Origin of the sequence: Streptomyces sp. V4I2 (genome assembly GCF_030817655.1) — a bacterium.
Classification (GTDB): domain Bacteria; phylum Actinomycetota; class Actinomycetes; order Streptomycetales; family Streptomycetaceae; genus Streptomyces; species Streptomyces plumbiresistens.
This window is the reverse complement of the sequence record NZ_JAUSZM010000003.1, coordinates 7,953,456-7,969,841: the sequence shown is the minus strand read 5'-3', so window position 1 is coordinate 7,969,841 and position 16,386 is coordinate 7,953,456. Positions and strand designations below refer to the sequence as shown.

The following is a 16,386-nucleotide window of genomic DNA, read 5'->3' as shown; positions in this document are numbered from 1 at the left end:
ATGCCGGAGATCACGAGCGCGCGCTACCGCTCCTGGGCCGTCCAGGGGCCGACGCCCAGCTTTCCGGTGGTCCCGAGGTCGAGGTGGGGGGTCACCGTGACGGGTGCGGCGCCGGCCTTCGCGTGGACCCTGACGAAGGGGGCGTCGACGGCTTCGGGACCGGCTTCGGTCGTGTTGCGCCACACCAGGACTGCTCTGGCGCGTTCGCCGGGCTTCAGGGTCACGGGTCGGGGCGGGTCCTCGGCGCCGGTGACGGAACTGGTGATGTCGCCACTGCCCTTGAGGACCCTGACGCCCTCGACCGGTTCGCGGTCCTCGTCGAGGAGGGTGAGCCGCGGGTAGCCCTCGACGTGGTAGTCGGCGGTGCCGCAGTTCCTCAGCCACAGCCCCACGACCCGCAGCCCCATGGCGGCGTCGCCCTCGTCGACCGTGACGTCCACCCCGGAGGCGGGGCACGTGTCCGGAGCGGCCGGCGCCTCTGCGGCGGGGACGCTGGTGACCTCGGAGACCTTCACCCGCGTCACGTCCATGTCCCCGCCGCCACCCATCGAGAGCGGCATCTCGACGGTCCGCCGCACGGTGCGGCCGGGTTCGACGTCGTGCACGGTCTGCCGGGTGGTGGTCATCGCCGCGCCGGTGGCCGTCGTGAAGTCGAACAGGATCGTGTATGTCAGTGCTTCGGAGCTGTCGTTGACGACCTCGTAGGTGGCGGAGACCGGGGAGTACGCGGAGACGATCCCGGGCGTCGGGGGAGACGGAAGGGTCACGCCGGTGACCCGCACACCGTCCAGCCCCGGATCGGAGACCGGGGAGACCGAACTCCGGGGCGAGGCAGCGGATCCGGCGCTCGGGGAGCCGGCGCGTTCCGATCCGCAGCCGGTCACGAGCAGGGCCGCGGCGACCAGGACCGGCAGGAGGGGGGTGGCTCTTCGCATCGGGCCACCCCATCAGCCCCTGGTCGGTCCACCTGTGGCGGAGGCCACAGTTCCGGCCACAGGACTGTCACAGTGCCCTCCTTGCCGCCACGACGGCTTTCACAGCGCCGTTATTGGAGCTGCGACTGCACCTGCGAGGAGATCAGTTCCAGGTGGTCCAGGTCGGACAGGTCGAGGATCTGGAGGTAGATCCGCTCGGAGCCGATCCCGGCGTAGCGGCCGATCTTGTCGACGACCTCGGACGGGGTGCCGGCCAGACCGTCGGCCTTCAGGTCGTCGACCTCGCGGCCGATGGCGGCGGCGCGGCGGGCGACCTCCTGGTCGTCCTTGCCGACGCAGACGACGAGGGCGTTGGAGCAGGTGATCTCGTCGGCCTTGCGGCCCGCCTCCTCGGCGGCGGCGCGCACCCGGCCGAACTGGCGCTCGCTGTCCTCGACCGAGCCGAACGGCATGTTGAACTCGTCGGCGTACCGCGCGGTGAGCCGCGGGGTACGGCTCGCGCCGTGGCCGCCGATGAGCACGGGGATCTTGCTCTGCGCGGGCTTGGGCAGCGCGGGCGAGTCGGTGAGGTCGTAGTACGTGCCGTGGAAGTCGAAGGTCTCGCCGAGGCCGGTCGCCCACAGCCCGGTGACGATCTCCAGCTGCTCCTCCAGACGCGCGAACTTCTCCTTCGGGAAGGGGATGCCGTACGCCTTGTGCTCCTCCTCGAACCAGCCCGCGCCCAGGCCCAGTTCGACCCGGCCGCCGGACATCTGGTCGACCTGCGCGACCTGGATGGCGAGGACGCCGGGCAGCCGGAAGGTGGCCGCGGTCATCAGTGTGCCGAGGCGGATGCGCTTCGTCTCGCGGGCGAGGCCGGCGAGGGTGATCCAGGCGTCGGTGGGGCCGGGGAGGCCGTCCACGGAGCCCATCTTCAGGTAGTGGTCGGAGCGGAAGAATGCGTCGAAACCGAGGTCTTCGGTGGCCTTGGCGACGGTGAGAAGGGTGTCGTAGGTGGCGCCCTGCTGGGGTTCGGTGAAGATGCGAAGATCCATGCCTCCATCCTGCACGCTGCGCTCGCGGTCAACCTCACCGGTCCCTGTGGTCACACCGATGCCTGGTCGGGTGAAAATCGGTCAGCGCCGAGCGCGCGGGGTGACCTCGCCAGTGACCCGGTACGGCGGTGATCGTTGGCTCCGGGGCGTCGTCGTTCGTCACCCGCGTCGGCCTCCTGTGGGGCCGGGCCCTGGGCCGAGGAGGCCGTCATGTCCGAAGAAACTGTGCCGCAGCAGGGTGGGGGCGCGGGTTCCGGTTCCGGTACCGGAACCGGGCAGCCGAAGGGGCTGTTGGAGCAGATGGAGGAGCTGATGGCGGCGTTGAACGCGGATCTGTCGGCGCTGGAGAGGAGCACTGCGGGGTTGGCGGAGGACGGGGAGGCCGGCTGAGGGCGGTGCGCTTGCCGGGTGGACGGGGTTGGTGCCTGGGGGGTCGCGCAGCCCGGCGCCACGGGGTGCCGCCCGCGCCCACCCTCCCCCACTCGGCTTCGCTCGAGCGGAGGGACCCCCATCGCCCCAGCGGCACGACTGCCCGCGGACTGACGGCAGTTGCCTGGCCGCGGACTGACGTCACACGGCCGGGCCAGGCCGGGGTCGACCGCCGCGGACTGACGGGACATGACCGCCCGCGGACTGACCCGCACATGACTGGCCTCGGTTCGGTGGCACATGAACGTCAGCTGATTGACCGCACATCACCGCCCTCAGCCCGACCACCACACTAAGCCGGTAACGCCTCATCCCGGTCCGCCAGTTTCCGCAGCATGTCCATGACCCGGTCCCTCGACTCGTCCGCCGCGTCGATCGCCTCCATGCACTGCCAGTACGTGCGCTCGTCGTCCGCGGCGGAGGCGAGGCCGACGAGGGCGATGCCCACCTCGCCGAGGAGGCCGCCGAGGCAGAGCAGCGCCTGGCGGGCGTCGCCCAGTTCGGTGAGCTGGGCGGCACGGAGGTGTTCCGTGGTGATGTCCGGGCGGTCGAGGACGCCGCAGCCTCTGCCCGCCAGCTCGGTCAACCCGAGGGCCTCGCCGCGCAGTTCGGGCGGCCCGGCGACCGCGAGGCGGCTGCCTATCGCCTGGGCCAGGGCCTGCGCCTGCCACACCTCCGCCATGAGATCCGGCGCGTCACCGCCGCCCACCAGGGCGCGTCTGCTCGTCACGATCAGCCGCACAGCGTCCATGCGCTGCCCCCGTCTGTCCCGACGCGCTCATTGGCACGTCCGCCCGCACTCCCTTGTTCACTACCCAGAGTGAGAGCGGTTGAGACGAAAAGCCAGAGGAAGAGGGAAATCTTCGGACAACGAAACGGTTGCGGACAGCCGAATGACTCCGGAGAGTGAAAACGGACTCTGTTGTTCCTGAAATTGGTCTACGGCCCTGACATTGGTCTACGGCGCCGGGAACCTCCGCTCGTTGCGGTCGATCTTCGCGTCCAGCGCCGCCAGCGGGTCGATGCCGAGCACCTCGCACAGCTGCAGCAGATACGCGAGGACGTCGGCGACCTCGTCCGTGACGCGGTGCGCGGTGTCGGGGTCGTCCATGACGCCGGCGGACTCCTCGGGCGTCAACCACTGGAAGATCTCGACCAGTTCGGACGCCTCCACGCTGAGCGCGGCCACGAGGTTCTTGGGGGTGTGGTACGGCTGCCAGTTGCGCGCGGCGGCGAACTCGGCCAGCCGGCGCTGCAGTTTCGCCACGTCGAGAGGTTCGGTCACGGGGTCAGGTCTACCACCGTGACTCCGGTCGACCCGGCGGCCCAGGACGCGTCGCTCACCGCGCCGACCAGGCGGATGTGCCCGCGGTCGCACATCCGGGCGGCGAGCCGCAGCAGTTCGGTCCGCTGCCGTGGGTCCAGGCCGCGGTCGAGGTTGTCGGCGAGCACGGTGAGCGTCTGCAGGGCCGCCGGCACCTCGCCGGCCGGGTCGACCTCCAGCACTCCGGGCCCGGTGAACAGCACCAGGGCGAGCGCGAGGTACCTCAACTCCCCGTCGCCCAGCCGTCCGAGCCGGGTGCGGATCCCGTCGCCGCGGTCGAGCAGCGCGCGTACGGTCCCGTCGGGGAGCGGTTCGGCGTAGAGGTCCGCGACGGGGCCGGTGCAGCCGGCGCGTACCGCCGCGACGAGTTGCGCGTGCCGTCGGGTGCACTCGGCGCGGGTGCGCCAGAGGACGTCGGCGAGGTTGTCGCAGCCGCCGAGCAGCCGTCCGGAGCCGGTCGGGACGGGGGTGCGCATCCGGCCGGGGCGTGGGTCGCAGGCGAAGACGGAGCGCAGGGCGACGACCATCTGTTCGGCGGCGGCAAGCACCCTGCGCTGCCCGTCCGTCTTGCCGGCGACGCGCAGCGGGAGCAGGGCGGTGCCGAGCCGGTCGTCGGGCAGCGGGGCGCGGGTGACCGGTGCGGAGCCCGCCGTGTGCCAGGCGGCCTGCACGGTGCGCCGCGAGGGGTCGCGCAGGGCGGTCTGCAGGAGGACCAGGCCGTCCGTCGACAGCCGCTCGCCCACGATGCGCAGGTCGGGTTCCGCCTGGATCGCGACGTCGAGCCGGACCGGGCCCTCCGGCCCGTCGGCGGTGCAGCCGATGCGGAAGCCGCGCCGGCGCTGGGCGTCGGCCCGGGCCCGGTCGGGGACGCAGGCGGCCGGGTCGGGGAAGACCTCGTCGACGGCGGCTCCGCCACCGAGCCGGGCGAGTGCCTCGTACGCCCGCAGCGCGGTCGTCTTGCCGCAGCCGCTGGGTCCGGCGAACAGGGTGAGCGGGCCGAGCGGGAACCCGGCGCGCCGGTGCCCGGCGAAGGCGGACAGCCGCAGTTCGGTGACGCACGGCCGGTCCGGGTGGCCCCTGCCGTCCCCGGGCGGCGCCGGAGCGGGGGGTAAGGCGGACGCGGGGGGCGTGCAGGACACGGTCATGTGCGGACCGTAGGACTCCGCCGTCAGGCGAACCGTTTTGCCCCGGGCACCTTCCTACGATCGGGGGACCGGTCTCACGTGCCGGGCACCCCGACCCCCTCCATCAGGCCGGTCACCTCGGTGCCGGCCGGTGTGAGAAGGAACACGTTCCGTTCGACACGGTGCATTCCGCTCGCCAGTCCGAAGACGACGCCCGTGCTGAAGTCGAGGACCCGCTTGGCGACGTCGGTCTCCGCGCTGGTGAGGTCGAGGAGCACGGGTATGCCCGCCATGAGCGTCTCGGCGACCTCGCGGGCGTCCGCGAAGACATTGATCCGCAGGACGACGAAGCGGCGCCGGGTTTCGGTCTCGGCTTCAGGCAGGGACCGGTGTCCGACCGAGGACGGCCAGGCGTCCCGGCCTCGCAGCGGCACGACCTGGGCGAGCCCCTCCCACTGTTCGTCGGTGACATCGCGGCTGTTCACCGGCATGCTCCGTCCTTGGCTCGCGCTGCTGTCTGCATCGGGCAATTCTTACGCATGGTCACCCGTTCGGCCGAACACGACACGCTCCGCGACCCCCTCACACCGCCTCTGGTACGCCTGTGCAGCGGGCGTAACCCCTGGTGATCAAGTTGTGTCACATAGGCGTAACGGGCAATTCGTACGGTTGTCGGCATGACGACGACCCCACAGACGCAGCAGGTGCGAACGGTCTGCTCGTACTGCGGTGTGGGCTGCGGCATCCTGCTCGACGTCGGGATGGGTCCGGACGGCAGGCGTACGGTCCTGAAGGCGTCCGGCGACAAGGCGCACCCGGCGAACGCGGGCCGGCTCTGCACCAAGGGCGCGACCACCGCCGAGATGCTCGCCGCGCCCGGCCGGCTGACCACCGCGCTGGTGCGCGACGACCGGGGCGAGGAGCCGGTGCCGGTGCCCGTGGCCGACGCGATCGCCGAGACCGCGCGGAAGCTGCGCACGATCGTCGACGAGTACGGGCCGGACGCGATCGCCTTCTACGTCTCCGGGCAGATGAGCATGGAGGCCCAGTACCTGGCGAACAAGCTGGCCAAGGGCTTCGTGCGGACCAACCAGATCGAGTCGAACTCGCGGCTGTGCATGGCCAGCGCGGGTGCCGGATACAAGCTGTCGCTGGGCGCCGACGGGCCGCCCGGGTCGTACGAGGACTTCGACCGGGCGGATGTCTTCCTGGTCATCGGCTCGAACATGGCCGACTGCCATCCGATCCTGTTCCTGCGGATGATGGAGCGGGTCAAGGCGGGCGCCAAGCTGATCGTCGTGGATCCGCGGCGCACCGCGACCGCCGCCAAGGCCGACGTGTTCCTCCAGGTCAGGCCGGGCACCGACCTGGCTCTCCTGAACGGGCTGCTGCACCTCCTGGTCGAGAACGGGCACACCGACCCGGACTTCATCGCCGCGCACACCGAGGGCTGGGAGGCGATGCCGGAGTTCCTGGCCGACTACGCGCCTGCGGCGGTGGCCGAGCTCACGGGGATCGCGGAGGACGACCTCCGCGAGGCCGCGCGGCTGATCGGTGAGGCCGGTGAGTGGATGAGCTGCTGGACCATGGGGCTCAACCAGTCCACGCACGGCACCTGGAACACGAACGCCCTGGTCAACCTGCATCTCGCGACCGGTGCCATCTGCCGTCCGGGCAGCGGGCCCTTCTCCCTCACCGGCCAGCCCAACGCGATGGGCGGCCGCGAGATGGGCTACATGGGGCCGGGACTGCCGGGGCAGCGGTCGGTGCTCGTCGACGAGGAGCGGGCGTTCGCCGAGGAGGTGTGGGAGCTGCCGCCGGACACCCTCAGGAAGGACGGCGTCGGCAAGGGCACCGTCGAGATGTTCCAGAAGATGGCCGACGGCGAGATCAAGGCCTGCTGGATCATCTGCACCAATCCGGTCGCCTCGGTCGCGGGCCGCCGTACCGTCATCGAGGGCCTGGAGTCCGCCGAGTTCGTCGTCACCCAGGACGTGTTCGGGGACACCGAGACCAACGCGTACGCCGATGTCGTCCTGCCCGGCGCGATGTGGACCGAGGGCGAGGGCGTCTTCGTCAACAGCGAGCGCAACCTCACGCTGACCCGGGCGGCGGCCGATCCGCCCGGGGAGGCGATGGCGGACTGGCGGCTGATCGCGGCCGTGGCGCGGGAGATGGGGTACGAGAAGGGGTTCTCGTACGACAGTGCCGAGGAGATCTTCGAGGAGATCCGGCGCTTCTGGAACCCGGTGACCGGCTGGGATCTGCGCGGGGTGACGTACGAGCGGCTGCGGTCGACGCCCGTGCAGTGGCCGGCCGCGTCGGAGGAGGGGCCGGCCCGCAATCCGATCCGGTACGTCTCGGGTGCGGGCGGGCCACACTTCCCCACGGCGAGCGGGCGAGCCGTCTTCCATGCCCGGCCGCACCTGCCCGCCGCCGAAATGCCGGACGACGACTACCCGTTCGTCCTGAACACCGGGCGGGTGCAGCACCAGTGGCACACGCTGACGAAGACAGGGAAGGTCGCCAAGCTCAACAAGCTGAACTCCGGGCCGTTCGTGGAGCTGCATCCCGAGGACGCGCGGGAGTTGGGGATCGCGGACGGCGACCGGGTGGAGGTCGCCTCGCGGCGGGGGCGGGCGGTCCTGCCCGCGGTGGTGACCGACCGGGTGCGGCCGGGAGCCTGTTTCGCGCCGTTCCACTGGAACGACCTGTTCGGCGAGTACCTGAGCGTCAACGCCGTCACCAACGACGCGGTGGATCCGGTGTCGTTCCAGCCGGAGTTCAAGGTGTGCGCGGTGTCGCTGACACGCGTGGCGGCACCACCGGCGGCCCGCGCCGAGGTCATCCTCCCGACCGCCGTCACCCCGACCGCCGTCACCCCGGGCGCGGACCCCTTCGGGCTCGCCCCGGCCCCGCCGCCCGTGCTCTCGGCTCAGGAGCGGCTCTATCTCACCGGCTTCCTCGCGGGCATCGACTCCGGTGCCCCCGGCGTCCCGGTGCTCCCCCCGGACGCGCCCTTCAGCCCCGAGCACGCGCTGTGGGTGAATGGCGTCCTCGCCGGCATGTACTCGCGGACCGCGGCCGAGCCCCAGGTCCGGCGCGGCCGCGAGATCGTCATCCTGTGGGCCTCGCAGACCGGCAACGCCGAGGAGTTCGCCGGGGCCGTCGCCGACCGGCTGTCCCGGAGCGGGCACACGGCGAGGCTCCTCGGCATGGACGACACCGACCCGGGCGCGCTGCCGTCCGGCGCCGACCTGCTGCTGATCACCAGCACCTTCGGCGACGGGGACGCGCCGGACAACGGCTCCGGCTTCTGGGAGGCGCTGTCCGGCGAGCAGGCCCCGCGCCTGGAGGGCGTGCGCTACGCCGTCCTGGCCTTCGGCGACTCCTCGTACGACGACTTCTGCGGGCACGGCCGCCGACTGGACGCACGGCTGGACGAGCTGGGCGCGGTGCGGCTGGCGCCGCGCATCGACTGCGAACCGGACTTCGAGCCGTCGGCGGACGCCTGGCTGGACGAGGTGCTCGGCGCGCTGGCCGCCCAGACCGACGTCCAGGAGCCGACGACGGGTACGCCGCCCCCGGCCCCGAAGTCCGCCCGCTCCCCCAAGCCCGCCCCCGCCGCCGCCCGTCTCGTCGGCAACCGGCTGCTCAGCCGGCCCGGCGCGGACAAGGAGGTCAGGCGGTTCACGTTCGACACCAGCGGGACGCCGCTTGCGTACGAGGCCGGGGACGCGCTCGGGGTGCGTCCGGTCAACTCGCCCGCGCTGGTGAAGGAATGGCTCGCGGCGACCGAGGTGGCGGGGTCGGCCTCGGTGTCCCTGGAGGGAGTCGGGGAGGTGCCCTTCGCCGAGGCCCTGCACCGGCACCTCGACATCACGAAGATCACCCCCGACCTGCTCCGCTTCGTCGCCGACCGGGTGCGGGACGACCGGGAGCTGCGCAGGCTGCTGCGTCCCGACAACAAGGACGGCCTCGCCCAGTGGAGTTGGGGCCGCCAGGCGGTGGACGTGCTCGCCGAGCACCCCGTGCGGGCGGGTGCGCAGGACTGGGCGGACGTGCTCAGGAAGCTGCAGCCGCGGCTGTACTCCATCTCCTCCAGCCCGCTCGTCGACCCGCACCAGGTCTCGCTCACGGTGTCCGTCGTGCGCTACGAGAACCTGTACGGCCGTCCGCGCGGCGGGGTCTGCTCGCCCTTCCTCGCCGACGCCGAGGCGGACACCGAGGTGCCCGTGTTCGTGCAGCGCTCACCGCACTTCCGGCCGCCCGCCGACGCCTCGACGCCGATGGTGATGGTCGGACCGGGCACGGGGGTCGCGCCCTTCGTCGGCTTCCTCCAGGAGCGGCGCGAGCTCGGTCACCGGGCGCCCAACTGGCTGTTCTTCGGCGAGCAGCACCGCGCCACCGACTTCTACTACGAGGACGAGCTGACCGCGCTGCTCGACGAGGGCGCCCTGTCCCGCCTCGACACCGCCTTCTCCCGGGACCAGCGCAACAAGGTCTACGTGCAGGACCGGATGCTCGAACACGGCCCCGAGCTGTGGCGCTGGCTCCAGGACGGCGCCCACTTCTACGTCTGCGGCGACGCCTCCCGCATGGCGAAGGACGTGGACCGGGCCCTGAGGGACATCGCGGTCGCGCACGGCGGTCTTGACGAGGCGGAGGCGTCGGCGTGGGTGAAGCAGCTGGCGGCGGCGAAGCGGTACGTACGGGACGTCTACTGACCCGGGCCCTGAGGCGCCGTTTGCCCGGGATGCCCGGTTCTTACCTGCCTCACACCGGACTCTTCACCTCCGTCGGCACCTCGCTCACCAGCCACGATTAGCGTCCGGTGACGTGCTCCTGGCAGATACTCAGCTGTCGGCGCCCGGCCGGCGAACCCAGCCGGCGGTGTCCGCCGCCCCGGAACCTCCCGCGCAGTGGCATCGCGTCCTGACGCTGCTCGCCGACATCAGCCTTCTCATCGGCACGCGCTCGGTGTGGACACAGGCGGCCGGCCACCGGCTCCCCGTGGCCGCGGTGATCTCCGTGTGCTACGCCTCGATCCTGGTGTGCGGGGTGCTGGCGCTGGTGGTGCGCCGGGAGCGGTCGCTGGCACGGGTGGACCTGTGCGTCCTGGTGACCGCGGTGACGCTCGCCCTGTGCGCGCTCGTGCTCTTCCACCGGGGCTCCGACGAGGCGGACCTCACCACACAGGCCGCCCGGGCACTGGTCGCCGGGCACCCCGTCTACGGGCAGCCGTGGCCCTGGCTGTTCGGCCGGCCCGGCGTCGGCCTCACCGCGACGGTGACCGGCGGCTACGACCTCACCTACGGCTATCCCCCGCTGGCCCCGCTGCTGACCGCGCCCCTGCTGTGGCTGGGCGGCGGCGGTGTGCCGGCGTCGGTACTGGCCACCGGCGCACTGCTCGTCGGCACGGTGGTGCTGTGGCGGCTGCTGCCCACGCCGTGGCGGTCGGCGGCGACCATGGCGTGCCTCGGCTTCGGCATGCTGCCCTCGTACGCCAGGCTCGGCTACCCGGCGATCCTGGCCCTGGCCCTGCTGGTGCCGGTGGTGGTGCGCTGGCCGCGGATCGGGCGGGGCGGGCGGCTCGGCACGTCCGGGCTCGCGCAGGCGGCCTGTCTGGGAGCGGCCTGCGCGGCGCAGCAACTGCCGTGGTTCCTCGCGCCGTTCCTGCTGGCCGGCGTCTACGCCGTGCGGCGCGGCGAGCTGGGCGCGCGGGCGGCGGCGCTGGTGGTGCTGCGGGTGGTCGGGGTCGCCGTCACCGTATGGCTGCTGATCAGCACGTACTTCATCGTGAGCGAGCCGGGTCCCTGGCTTGCCGGTATCGCGCTGCCGTTGACCCAGGGCGCGGTGCTGCACGGGCAGGGCCTGCTGGACGTCTCGCTCTACTTCACGAACGGCAGCGACCGGCTCGACTGGTACGGGCACGCGAGTCTGCTGCTGGCCGTGGGACTGCTCGCGCTGTTCGTGCTGTTCGTACGGCGGTTGGGGCCCGCGGCGACCGTCCTGCCGTGGTGCGCCTTCTTCCTGGCGACGCGTTCGCAGGACGGCTACTACCTGCTGATGACGCCGCTGTGGCTGGCGGCGGCCGTGACCGCGCCCCCGTCCGAGTTCGCCGACGCGTGGCAGCCGAGGCCGCGCCTGCTGTCCGGCCTGGATCGGAGTCCGGCGCGAGCCGCTGCGGTCGTCCTGCTGCTCGCACCCGCCCTGGTCGGGTCCGTGCTGGCAGTGACGGGGACGCCCCCGCTGCGGATGCGGGTCGCCGCGGTGCGGCGGGCCTCGGCGACCGCGGCGTCCGAGCTGACCGTGCGGGTCACCAACACGGACGGCAGCGCTCTGACGCCCCACTTCACCCTCACCACGGGCCAGGGCATGGACGCGTACTGGTCGGTCGTCCGAGGCCCGGCCTCGCTGCCCGCGCACGCGACGGCGACATACGAACTCCGGCCGCCGAGCGGGACGTACGCCCTGCCCCGACGGGCGGGCGTACGGATCCGGCTGCGGGCCTTCACGGCCTCGCCGCAGACGCTGTCCAGCGCCTACATCACGCTGCCGACCGGCTGAAGCGGAGCGTCGTCGCGATCGTGGTCAGGCCGCGGATCATGCTCATCTGGTTCCAGCCCATGCCGAACTCCTCGCGGTCCACGGTGAATTCGGCCTCCAATGTGAGCGCGTCGGCGTCCGCTCCGACGAGGTTCGCGGTGAAGGTCAGGGGCCTGCTGATGCCGCGTGCGGTGAGCTGAGCGACGACGTGGACCTTGTTGCCCTCGCGGAGTTCGGCGCTGCGGACGGTGAGGCTGATCTGGGGGTGGTTGTCGACGTCGAAGAAGTCGGCGGATTTCAGGTGGACGTCGCGCTTGGCGTTCTTGGTGTCCAGGGAGGCGGCCTCCAGGGTGAGGGTGCCGACGGCCGAGCCGTCGGGGCGGACCTCGCCCTGCCCCGCCACGCCGGAGAAGGTGCCCTTCACCGTGACCAGGCCCCACATCGTCTTGTGCCGGAACGCCACGGTCGAGGCGGTCGGGTCGAGCTGCCAGAGGCCGGTTTCCACAGCGACGGTCATGATCTCTTACTCCCTGTCGTCCAAATTTGGATGACCTGACCGTAGCCAATAATCCAAACTTGGACAACAGGTAGACTCGAATTCATGGCCGACCTGCCCGAATGCCCTTCCACGTCCGGCGACAGAGTCCTGCCGGACGAACTGCGCGCCTGGATGGTCGTGCTGGCCTCCACCGGGGCCGTGGAACAGCGGCTGCGCTCCGTCGTCAAGGAGCGGCTCGACGTCTCGCACGACGAGTTCCTGGTCCTGTGCCTGCTGGCCGAGCAGCCCGCGGGCCTGCGCATGACGCAGATCGCGGAGCTCCTGGGCCGCCCCAAGACCCGGCTCACCTACCAGATCGCCTGCCTTCAGCACGCCGGTCTCGTCACCCGCAAGTCGGTCTGCGGCGACAAACGGGGCGTCGAGGTGGCCCTCACGGAGAAGGCACGACAGCTCCTGACGGAGTCCTCCGGGCTGCTGGCCCAGACGGTGATCCAGGCGCTCGAGCAGTTCGTGGGTCCCGCCCAGCGCGACGCGATGTGCGCGCTGCTGCCGGGCCTGGCCTCGGAGGCGGACGCCCAGTAAGGCCCCGTGTCGTCGGCACCGCCGGGGGTACCCGGTCGCCCCCGTGCCCCGGGGCACGGTCGCCGCTGCGCCGACGACGCGAGGAGGGGCCCATGGGCGCGCTGGACCTGCCCGATCCCGTCACGAGGCGAGCGGCCCTGCCGCCGGTCGACACCGGGGCCCTGGAGAGGACCCTGCGCGCGCGGGTCGACGGTGAGGTCCGGTTCGACGCGGGCAGCCGGGCCGCCTATTCCACGGACGCCTCCAACTTCCGGCAGACCCCGGTCGGCGTGGTTGTGCCCCGTACCCCCGAAGCCGCCGCGGCGGCGGTGGCCGTGGCTCGGGAGTACGACGTGCCCGTGCTGTCCCGGGGCGGCGGGACCAGCCTGGCCGGGCAGTGCACCAACACCGCCGTCGTGATCGACTGGTCGAAGTACTGCCACCGGCTGGAGTCCGTGGACGAGGACGCCCGTACCTGTGTCGTCCAGCCCGGCATCGTGCTGGACGAGCTGAACCGCCAACTGGCTCCGACCGGGCTGCGCTTCGGTCCTGAGCCCGCCACCCACGCGAACTGCACGATCGGCGGCATGATCGGCAACAACTCCTGCGGGGCCACCGCACAGGCGACCGGCAAGGTCGTCGACAACATCGCCCGCCTGGAAGTGCTGCTCTACGACGGCACCCGTTTCTGGTGCGGTGCGACCAGCGACGAGGAGTACGCCGAGATCGAACGGCACGGCGACCTCCGGGCCGCGGTCTACCGCCGGTTGCACGCCCTGCGCGACACGTACGCCGACGAGATCCGCCGCCGCTTCCCGGACATCCCCCGCCGGGTCTCCGGCTACAACCTCGACTCACTGCTCCCGGAGCACGGCTTCGACGTGGCGGGACTGCTGGTCGGCAGCGAGTCGACGCTGGTCACCGTCCTGCGGGCCGAGTTGGAGCTGGTGCCGGTCGTCACGGGACGCACGCTGGTGGTCCTGGGTTTCCCGGACATCAACCGGGCCGCGGACGCGGTGCCGTCGATCCTGCCGTACGAGCCGATCGCGCTGGAGGGCGTCGACTCCAAGCTGATCCGCGACGAGCAGCTGAAGCACCTCAACCCGAAGGCACTCGCCGAACTCCCTGAAGGGCACGCCTTCCTGATGGCGCAGTTCGGCGCCGACACCGTCGAGGAGTCGGACACGCGGGCGCACCGGATGCTCGACGCGCTGCACGAGTCCGACCACGACCCCCAGGTCGCCTTCATGGACGACCCGGCCCGCGAGGAGGAGTTGTGGCAGGTCCGCGAGGCCGGTCTCGGCGCCACCGCGCACATCCCGGGCCGGCCCGACACCTTCGAGGGCTGGGAGGACTCCGCCGTCCCGCCCGAGCGGCTCGGCGACTATCTGCGCCGACTGCGGGGCCTGTACGAGGAGTTCGGCTACCAGAGCGACACCGGACCCAGCCTCTACGGCCACTTCGGGCAGGGCTGCGTACACACCCGGATCCCCTTCGACCTGTACTCCGCCGACGGGGCCGCCGCCTACCGGCGGTTCATGGAACGGGCGGCCGATCTGGTCGCCGAGTTCGGCGGCTCCTTCTCCGGGGAGCACGGGGACGGGCAGAGCCGGGGCGAGTTGCTGCCGCGGATGTTCGGGGACGAGCTGGTGGAGGCCTTCGGGCGGCTCAAGGCCGTGTTCGACCCGGGCGACCGGATGAACCCCGGGAAGGCCGTGGCACCGTACCGGCTCGACGAGAACCTGCGCCTCGGCGGGGACTGGGCGCCGCACGACCCGCGCGACCTGCACTTCCGCTTCCCGCACGACGGCGGGTCCTTCGCCGAGGCCGCCAACCGGTGCGTGGGCGTGGGGAAATGCCGGCAGCACACCAACGAGGGCGGCGCGGTGATGTGCCCCTCCTACCAGGTGACCATGGAGGAGGAGCACTCCACGCGCGGACGCGCCCGGCTGCTGTTCGAGATGCTCGACGGACACGGCGACAGCGCCGTCCGGGACGGCTGGCGGTCCGAGGCGGTGCGCGACGCGCTCGACCTGTGCCTGGCGTGCAAGGGCTGCAAGAAGGACTGTCCGGCCGACGTGGACATGGCCACGTACAAGGCGGAGTTCCTGTCCCACCACTACGAGGGCCGGCACTGGCGCAGGCCCCGCGCCCATCTGTCGATGGGATGGCTGCCCGCCCTCGCCCAGGCGGTCGGCCGGGCGCGGCTCGGGCCGGTCGTCAACGCGCTCACCCACACGCCCGGCCTGTCGAAGGCGGCCGTGGCCGTGGCGGGGGTGGCGGAGCGGGAGGTGCCGCTGTTCGCCGGGGAGACGCTGCAGCAGTGGTTCGGCCGGCACGAGCCGTACGGCGACGGGGCGCGCGGGAGCGTCCTGTTGTGGCCGGACACCTTCACCAACCACTTCCACCCACACGTCGGGCAGGCGGCCGTACGGCTGTTGGAGCACGCGGGGTGGCGGGTGATGGTGCCCCGGGAGCCGCTGTGCTGCGGGCTCACGTGGATCTCGACGGGGCAACTCGCCGTCGCCGAACGTGTGTTGTCCCATGCCGTGCGCCATCTCGCCGACCACGTACGGGCGGGCGGTCTGGTCGTCGGCCTCGAACCGAGCTGTACGGCCGTGTTCCGGTCGGACGCGGCCGAGCTGTTCCCCGGCGACCGTGACGTGCGCCGGCTGCGCGAACAGACGGTCACCCTGGGCGAGTTGCTCACCGAGCGCTCCCCCGGTCACGAACCCGAGCAGGTGCCGGACCGTTCCGCACGGGCGCTGGCCCAGGTGCACTGCCACCAGCACGCGGTACTCGACTGGACGGCCGACGAACGCCTCCTGCACCGCGCGGGGGTCGAGGTCGAGCGGCTGGAGTCCGGGTGCTGCGGCCTCGCCGGGAACTTCGGCTTCGAGCCCGGGCACCTGGACCTCAGCAGGGCGAGCGCGGAACGCGTCCTGCTGCCGCGGCTGCGCGAGGAGGCGCCGGAGACCGTGGTCCTCGCCGACGGCTTCAGCTGCCGTACGCAGATCCACGAGTTCGACAGCGGCGGCCACGAGGCGGTGCACCTCGCGGAACTGCTGGCTTCGGCCCTCCCCGAGGCCGCCCGGTCCGGCACACCGGGGAGCGCGTACGGCCTCGCTCCCGGCGCCCGGCCCGCCCCGCCCGGGCGTCCGGCCAAGGCGCTCGCCCTGGCCGGAGCCGGTCTGGCCACGCTCGGCACGGCGGCCGGGCTGGTGCGGAAGCTGCGCCGCTGAGCCGGGCCGCGTCAGGCCGCCACAACCGCCGGCCGCGGACACTGCTCGTCCGCCGCGGTCAGCAGGTCGATGAGCGTGGCGCGGGCGCGGGCCACCCGGGAGCGGACCGTGCCGACCGGGCAGCCGGTCAGCGCGGCCGCCTCCCGGTAGGGCAGGCCCAGCAACTGGGTGAGGACGAACGCCTCCCGGCGCTCCTCGGGCAGCGCCGCCAGCAGGTCGGCCAGCGCGACGCCGTCGTCGAAGCCGGGCAGCCCGCACGGCTGGGCCCGCTCGACGGCGAGCTGCCAGTCCGTCGCGTCGTGCAGCCGGGGCCGGGCCGCCGAGTGCCGGTAACTGTCGATCACCGCGCGGCGCGCGATGGACAGCAGCCAGGCACGGGCGGAGGAACGGCCCTCGAACCGGTGCAGGCTGCCGAGCGCCCGCAGGAACGTGTCCTGGGCCAGGTCGTCCACGGCCTGGGGATCGGCGCAGAGGTGGGCGACGTACCGCAGCACGTCACGGTGCAGGGCGCGGACGAAGTGCTCGACGGCCTCGGCGTCACCGGCGCGGCCGGCGAGCGCCCAGGCGGTCGTCGACTCGTCCATGGGGTCCCTTGTGGGGATCATCTGGTGTCCTTCTCGGTCATCCGTGAGGGAGGAGAGGGGGATGGCGGCCGTACGACGCCTGCGTGGGCGTACGACGCCCGGCGT

13 protein-coding genes are annotated in these 16,386 nt (G+C 72.2%); 5 read left to right on the top strand and 8 right to left on the bottom strand.

The window, feature by feature from the left end; all coding sequences use genetic code 11:
• Nucleotides 1–23 precede the first annotated feature (23 nt).
• Nucleotides 24–935: a DUF4232 domain-containing protein gene (locus tag QFZ76_RS37480; RefSeq protein WP_307677832.1), complete on the bottom strand. Its 912-nt coding sequence runs from the start codon at nt 933–935 to the stop codon at nt 24–26.
• 110 nt (nt 936–1,045) lie between these two features.
• The gene (locus QFZ76_RS37475; protein WP_307677831.1) at nt 1,046–1,969 is read right to left on the bottom strand and encodes an LLM class F420-dependent oxidoreductase; all 924 of its coding nucleotides are present in this window, start codon (nt 1,967–1,969) and stop codon (nt 1,046–1,048) included.
• Between the two features lie 210 nt (nt 1,970–2,179).
• On the opposite strand from QFZ76_RS37475, the gene QFZ76_RS37470 reads away from it, so the two are divergent.
• Nucleotides 2,180–2,359, top strand: coding sequence for a hypothetical protein (locus tag QFZ76_RS37470; protein WP_307677830.1), 180 nt, complete (start codon nt 2,180–2,182; stop codon nt 2,357–2,359).
• A 331-nt stretch (nt 2,360–2,690) separates the two neighbouring features.
• Here QFZ76_RS37470 and QFZ76_RS37465 read toward each other — a convergent pair whose 3' ends face one another.
• The 4 genes from QFZ76_RS37465 to QFZ76_RS37450 form a co-directional block, all read right to left on the bottom strand.
• Nucleotides 2,691–3,149, bottom strand: coding sequence for a DUF6099 family protein (locus QFZ76_RS37465; RefSeq protein WP_307677829.1), 459 nt, complete (start codon nt 3,147–3,149; stop codon nt 2,691–2,693).
• Nucleotides 3,150–3,356: 207 nt separating this feature from the next.
• Nucleotides 3,357–3,683, bottom strand: a complete 327-nt coding sequence (locus tag QFZ76_RS37460; protein ID WP_266432681.1) for a nucleotide pyrophosphohydrolase — start codon at nt 3,681–3,683, stop codon at nt 3,357–3,359.
• Nucleotides 3,680–4,867: an AAA family ATPase gene (locus tag QFZ76_RS37455; protein ID WP_373464408.1), complete on the bottom strand. Its 1,188-nt coding sequence runs from the start codon at nt 4,865–4,867 to the stop codon at nt 3,680–3,682. Before QFZ76_RS37455 ends, QFZ76_RS37460 begins: the two co-directional genes overlap by 4 nt.
• 74 nt (nt 4,868–4,941) lie before the next feature.
• Complete coding sequence (locus QFZ76_RS37450) at nt 4,942–5,337, bottom strand: cell division protein SepF (RefSeq protein ID WP_307677828.1); 396 nt, start codon at nt 5,335–5,337, stop codon at nt 4,942–4,944.
• A 186-nt stretch (nt 5,338–5,523) separates the two neighbouring features.
• Here QFZ76_RS37450 and QFZ76_RS37445 point away from each other — a divergent pair, with 186 nt between their 5' ends.
• Both QFZ76_RS37445 and QFZ76_RS37440 read left to right on the top strand, forming a co-directional pair.
• Nucleotides 5,524–9,573: a bifunctional nitrate reductase/sulfite reductase flavoprotein subunit alpha gene (locus tag QFZ76_RS37445; protein WP_307677827.1), complete on the top strand. Its 4,050-nt coding sequence runs from the start codon at nt 5,524–5,526 to the stop codon at nt 9,571–9,573.
• Between the two features lie 166 nt (nt 9,574–9,739).
• Nucleotides 9,740–11,416 (top strand): hypothetical protein, encoded by a 1,677-nt coding sequence (locus tag QFZ76_RS37440; RefSeq protein WP_307677826.1) that lies wholly within the window; start codon nt 9,740–9,742, stop codon nt 11,414–11,416.
• On the opposite strand, the gene QFZ76_RS37435 is transcribed toward QFZ76_RS37440, so the two are convergent.
• Complete coding sequence (locus QFZ76_RS37435; protein WP_307677825.1) at nt 11,397–11,912, bottom strand: YceI family protein; 516 nt, start codon at nt 11,910–11,912, stop codon at nt 11,397–11,399. The genes QFZ76_RS37440 and QFZ76_RS37435 overlap by 20 nt on opposite strands.
• Before the next feature lie 84 nt (nt 11,913–11,996).
• Between QFZ76_RS37435 and QFZ76_RS37430 the strand changes: the two genes are divergently transcribed.
• Together QFZ76_RS37430 and QFZ76_RS37425 are read left to right on the top strand one after the other, a co-directional pair.
• Nucleotides 11,997–12,476 (top strand): MarR family winged helix-turn-helix transcriptional regulator, encoded by a 480-nt coding sequence (locus tag QFZ76_RS37430; RefSeq protein WP_307677824.1) that lies wholly within the window; start codon nt 11,997–11,999, stop codon nt 12,474–12,476.
• Nucleotides 12,477–12,568: 92 nt separating this feature from the next.
• The gene (locus QFZ76_RS37425) at nt 12,569–15,697 is read left to right on the top strand and encodes an FAD-binding and (Fe-S)-binding domain-containing protein (protein WP_307677823.1); all 3,129 of its coding nucleotides are present in this window, start codon (nt 12,569–12,571) and stop codon (nt 15,695–15,697) included.
• An 11-nt stretch (nt 15,698–15,708) separates the two neighbouring features.
• Here QFZ76_RS37425 and QFZ76_RS37420 read toward each other — a convergent pair whose 3' ends face one another.
• Nucleotides 15,709–16,302 (bottom strand): sigma-70 family RNA polymerase sigma factor, encoded by a 594-nt coding sequence (locus QFZ76_RS37420; protein ID WP_307677822.1) that lies wholly within the window; start codon nt 16,300–16,302, stop codon nt 15,709–15,711.
• Between the last annotated feature and the right edge of the window lie 84 nt (nt 16,303–16,386).

Coding starts and splice junctions, on each gene's coding strand:
- QFZ76_RS37445 (WP_307677827.1), top strand. CDS start 5,524: ATGACGACGACCCCACAGACGCAGCAGGTGCGAACGGTCTGCTCGTAC.
- QFZ76_RS37425 (WP_307677823.1), top strand. CDS start 12,569: ATGGGCGCGCTGGACCTGCCCGATCCCGTCACGAGGCGAGCGGCCCTG.
- QFZ76_RS37465 (WP_307677829.1), bottom strand. CDS start 3,149: ATGGACGCTGTGCGGCTGATCGTGACGAGCAGACGCGCCCTGGTGGGC.
- QFZ76_RS37475 (WP_307677831.1), bottom strand. CDS start 1,969: ATGGATCTTCGCATCTTCACCGAACCCCAGCAGGGCGCCACCTACGAC.
- QFZ76_RS37450 (WP_307677828.1), bottom strand. CDS start 5,337: ATGCCGGTGAACAGCCGCGATGTCACCGACGAACAGTGGGAGGGGCTC.
- QFZ76_RS37480 (WP_307677832.1), bottom strand. CDS start 935: ATGCGAAGAGCCACCCCCCTCCTGCCGGTCCTGGTCGCCGCGGCCCTG.
- QFZ76_RS37435 (WP_307677825.1), bottom strand. CDS start 11,912: ATGACCGTCGCTGTGGAAACCGGCCTCTGGCAGCTCGACCCGACCGCC.
- QFZ76_RS37455 (WP_373464408.1), bottom strand. CDS start 4,867: ATGACCGTGTCCTGCACGCCCCCCGCGTCCGCCTTACCCCCCGCTCCG.
- QFZ76_RS37430 (WP_307677824.1), top strand. CDS start 11,997: ATGGCCGACCTGCCCGAATGCCCTTCCACGTCCGGCGACAGAGTCCTG.
- QFZ76_RS37420 (WP_307677822.1), bottom strand. CDS start 16,302: ATGATCCCCACAAGGGACCCCATGGACGAGTCGACGACCGCCTGGGCG.
- QFZ76_RS37470 (WP_307677830.1), top strand. CDS start 2,180: ATGTCCGAAGAAACTGTGCCGCAGCAGGGTGGGGGCGCGGGTTCCGGT.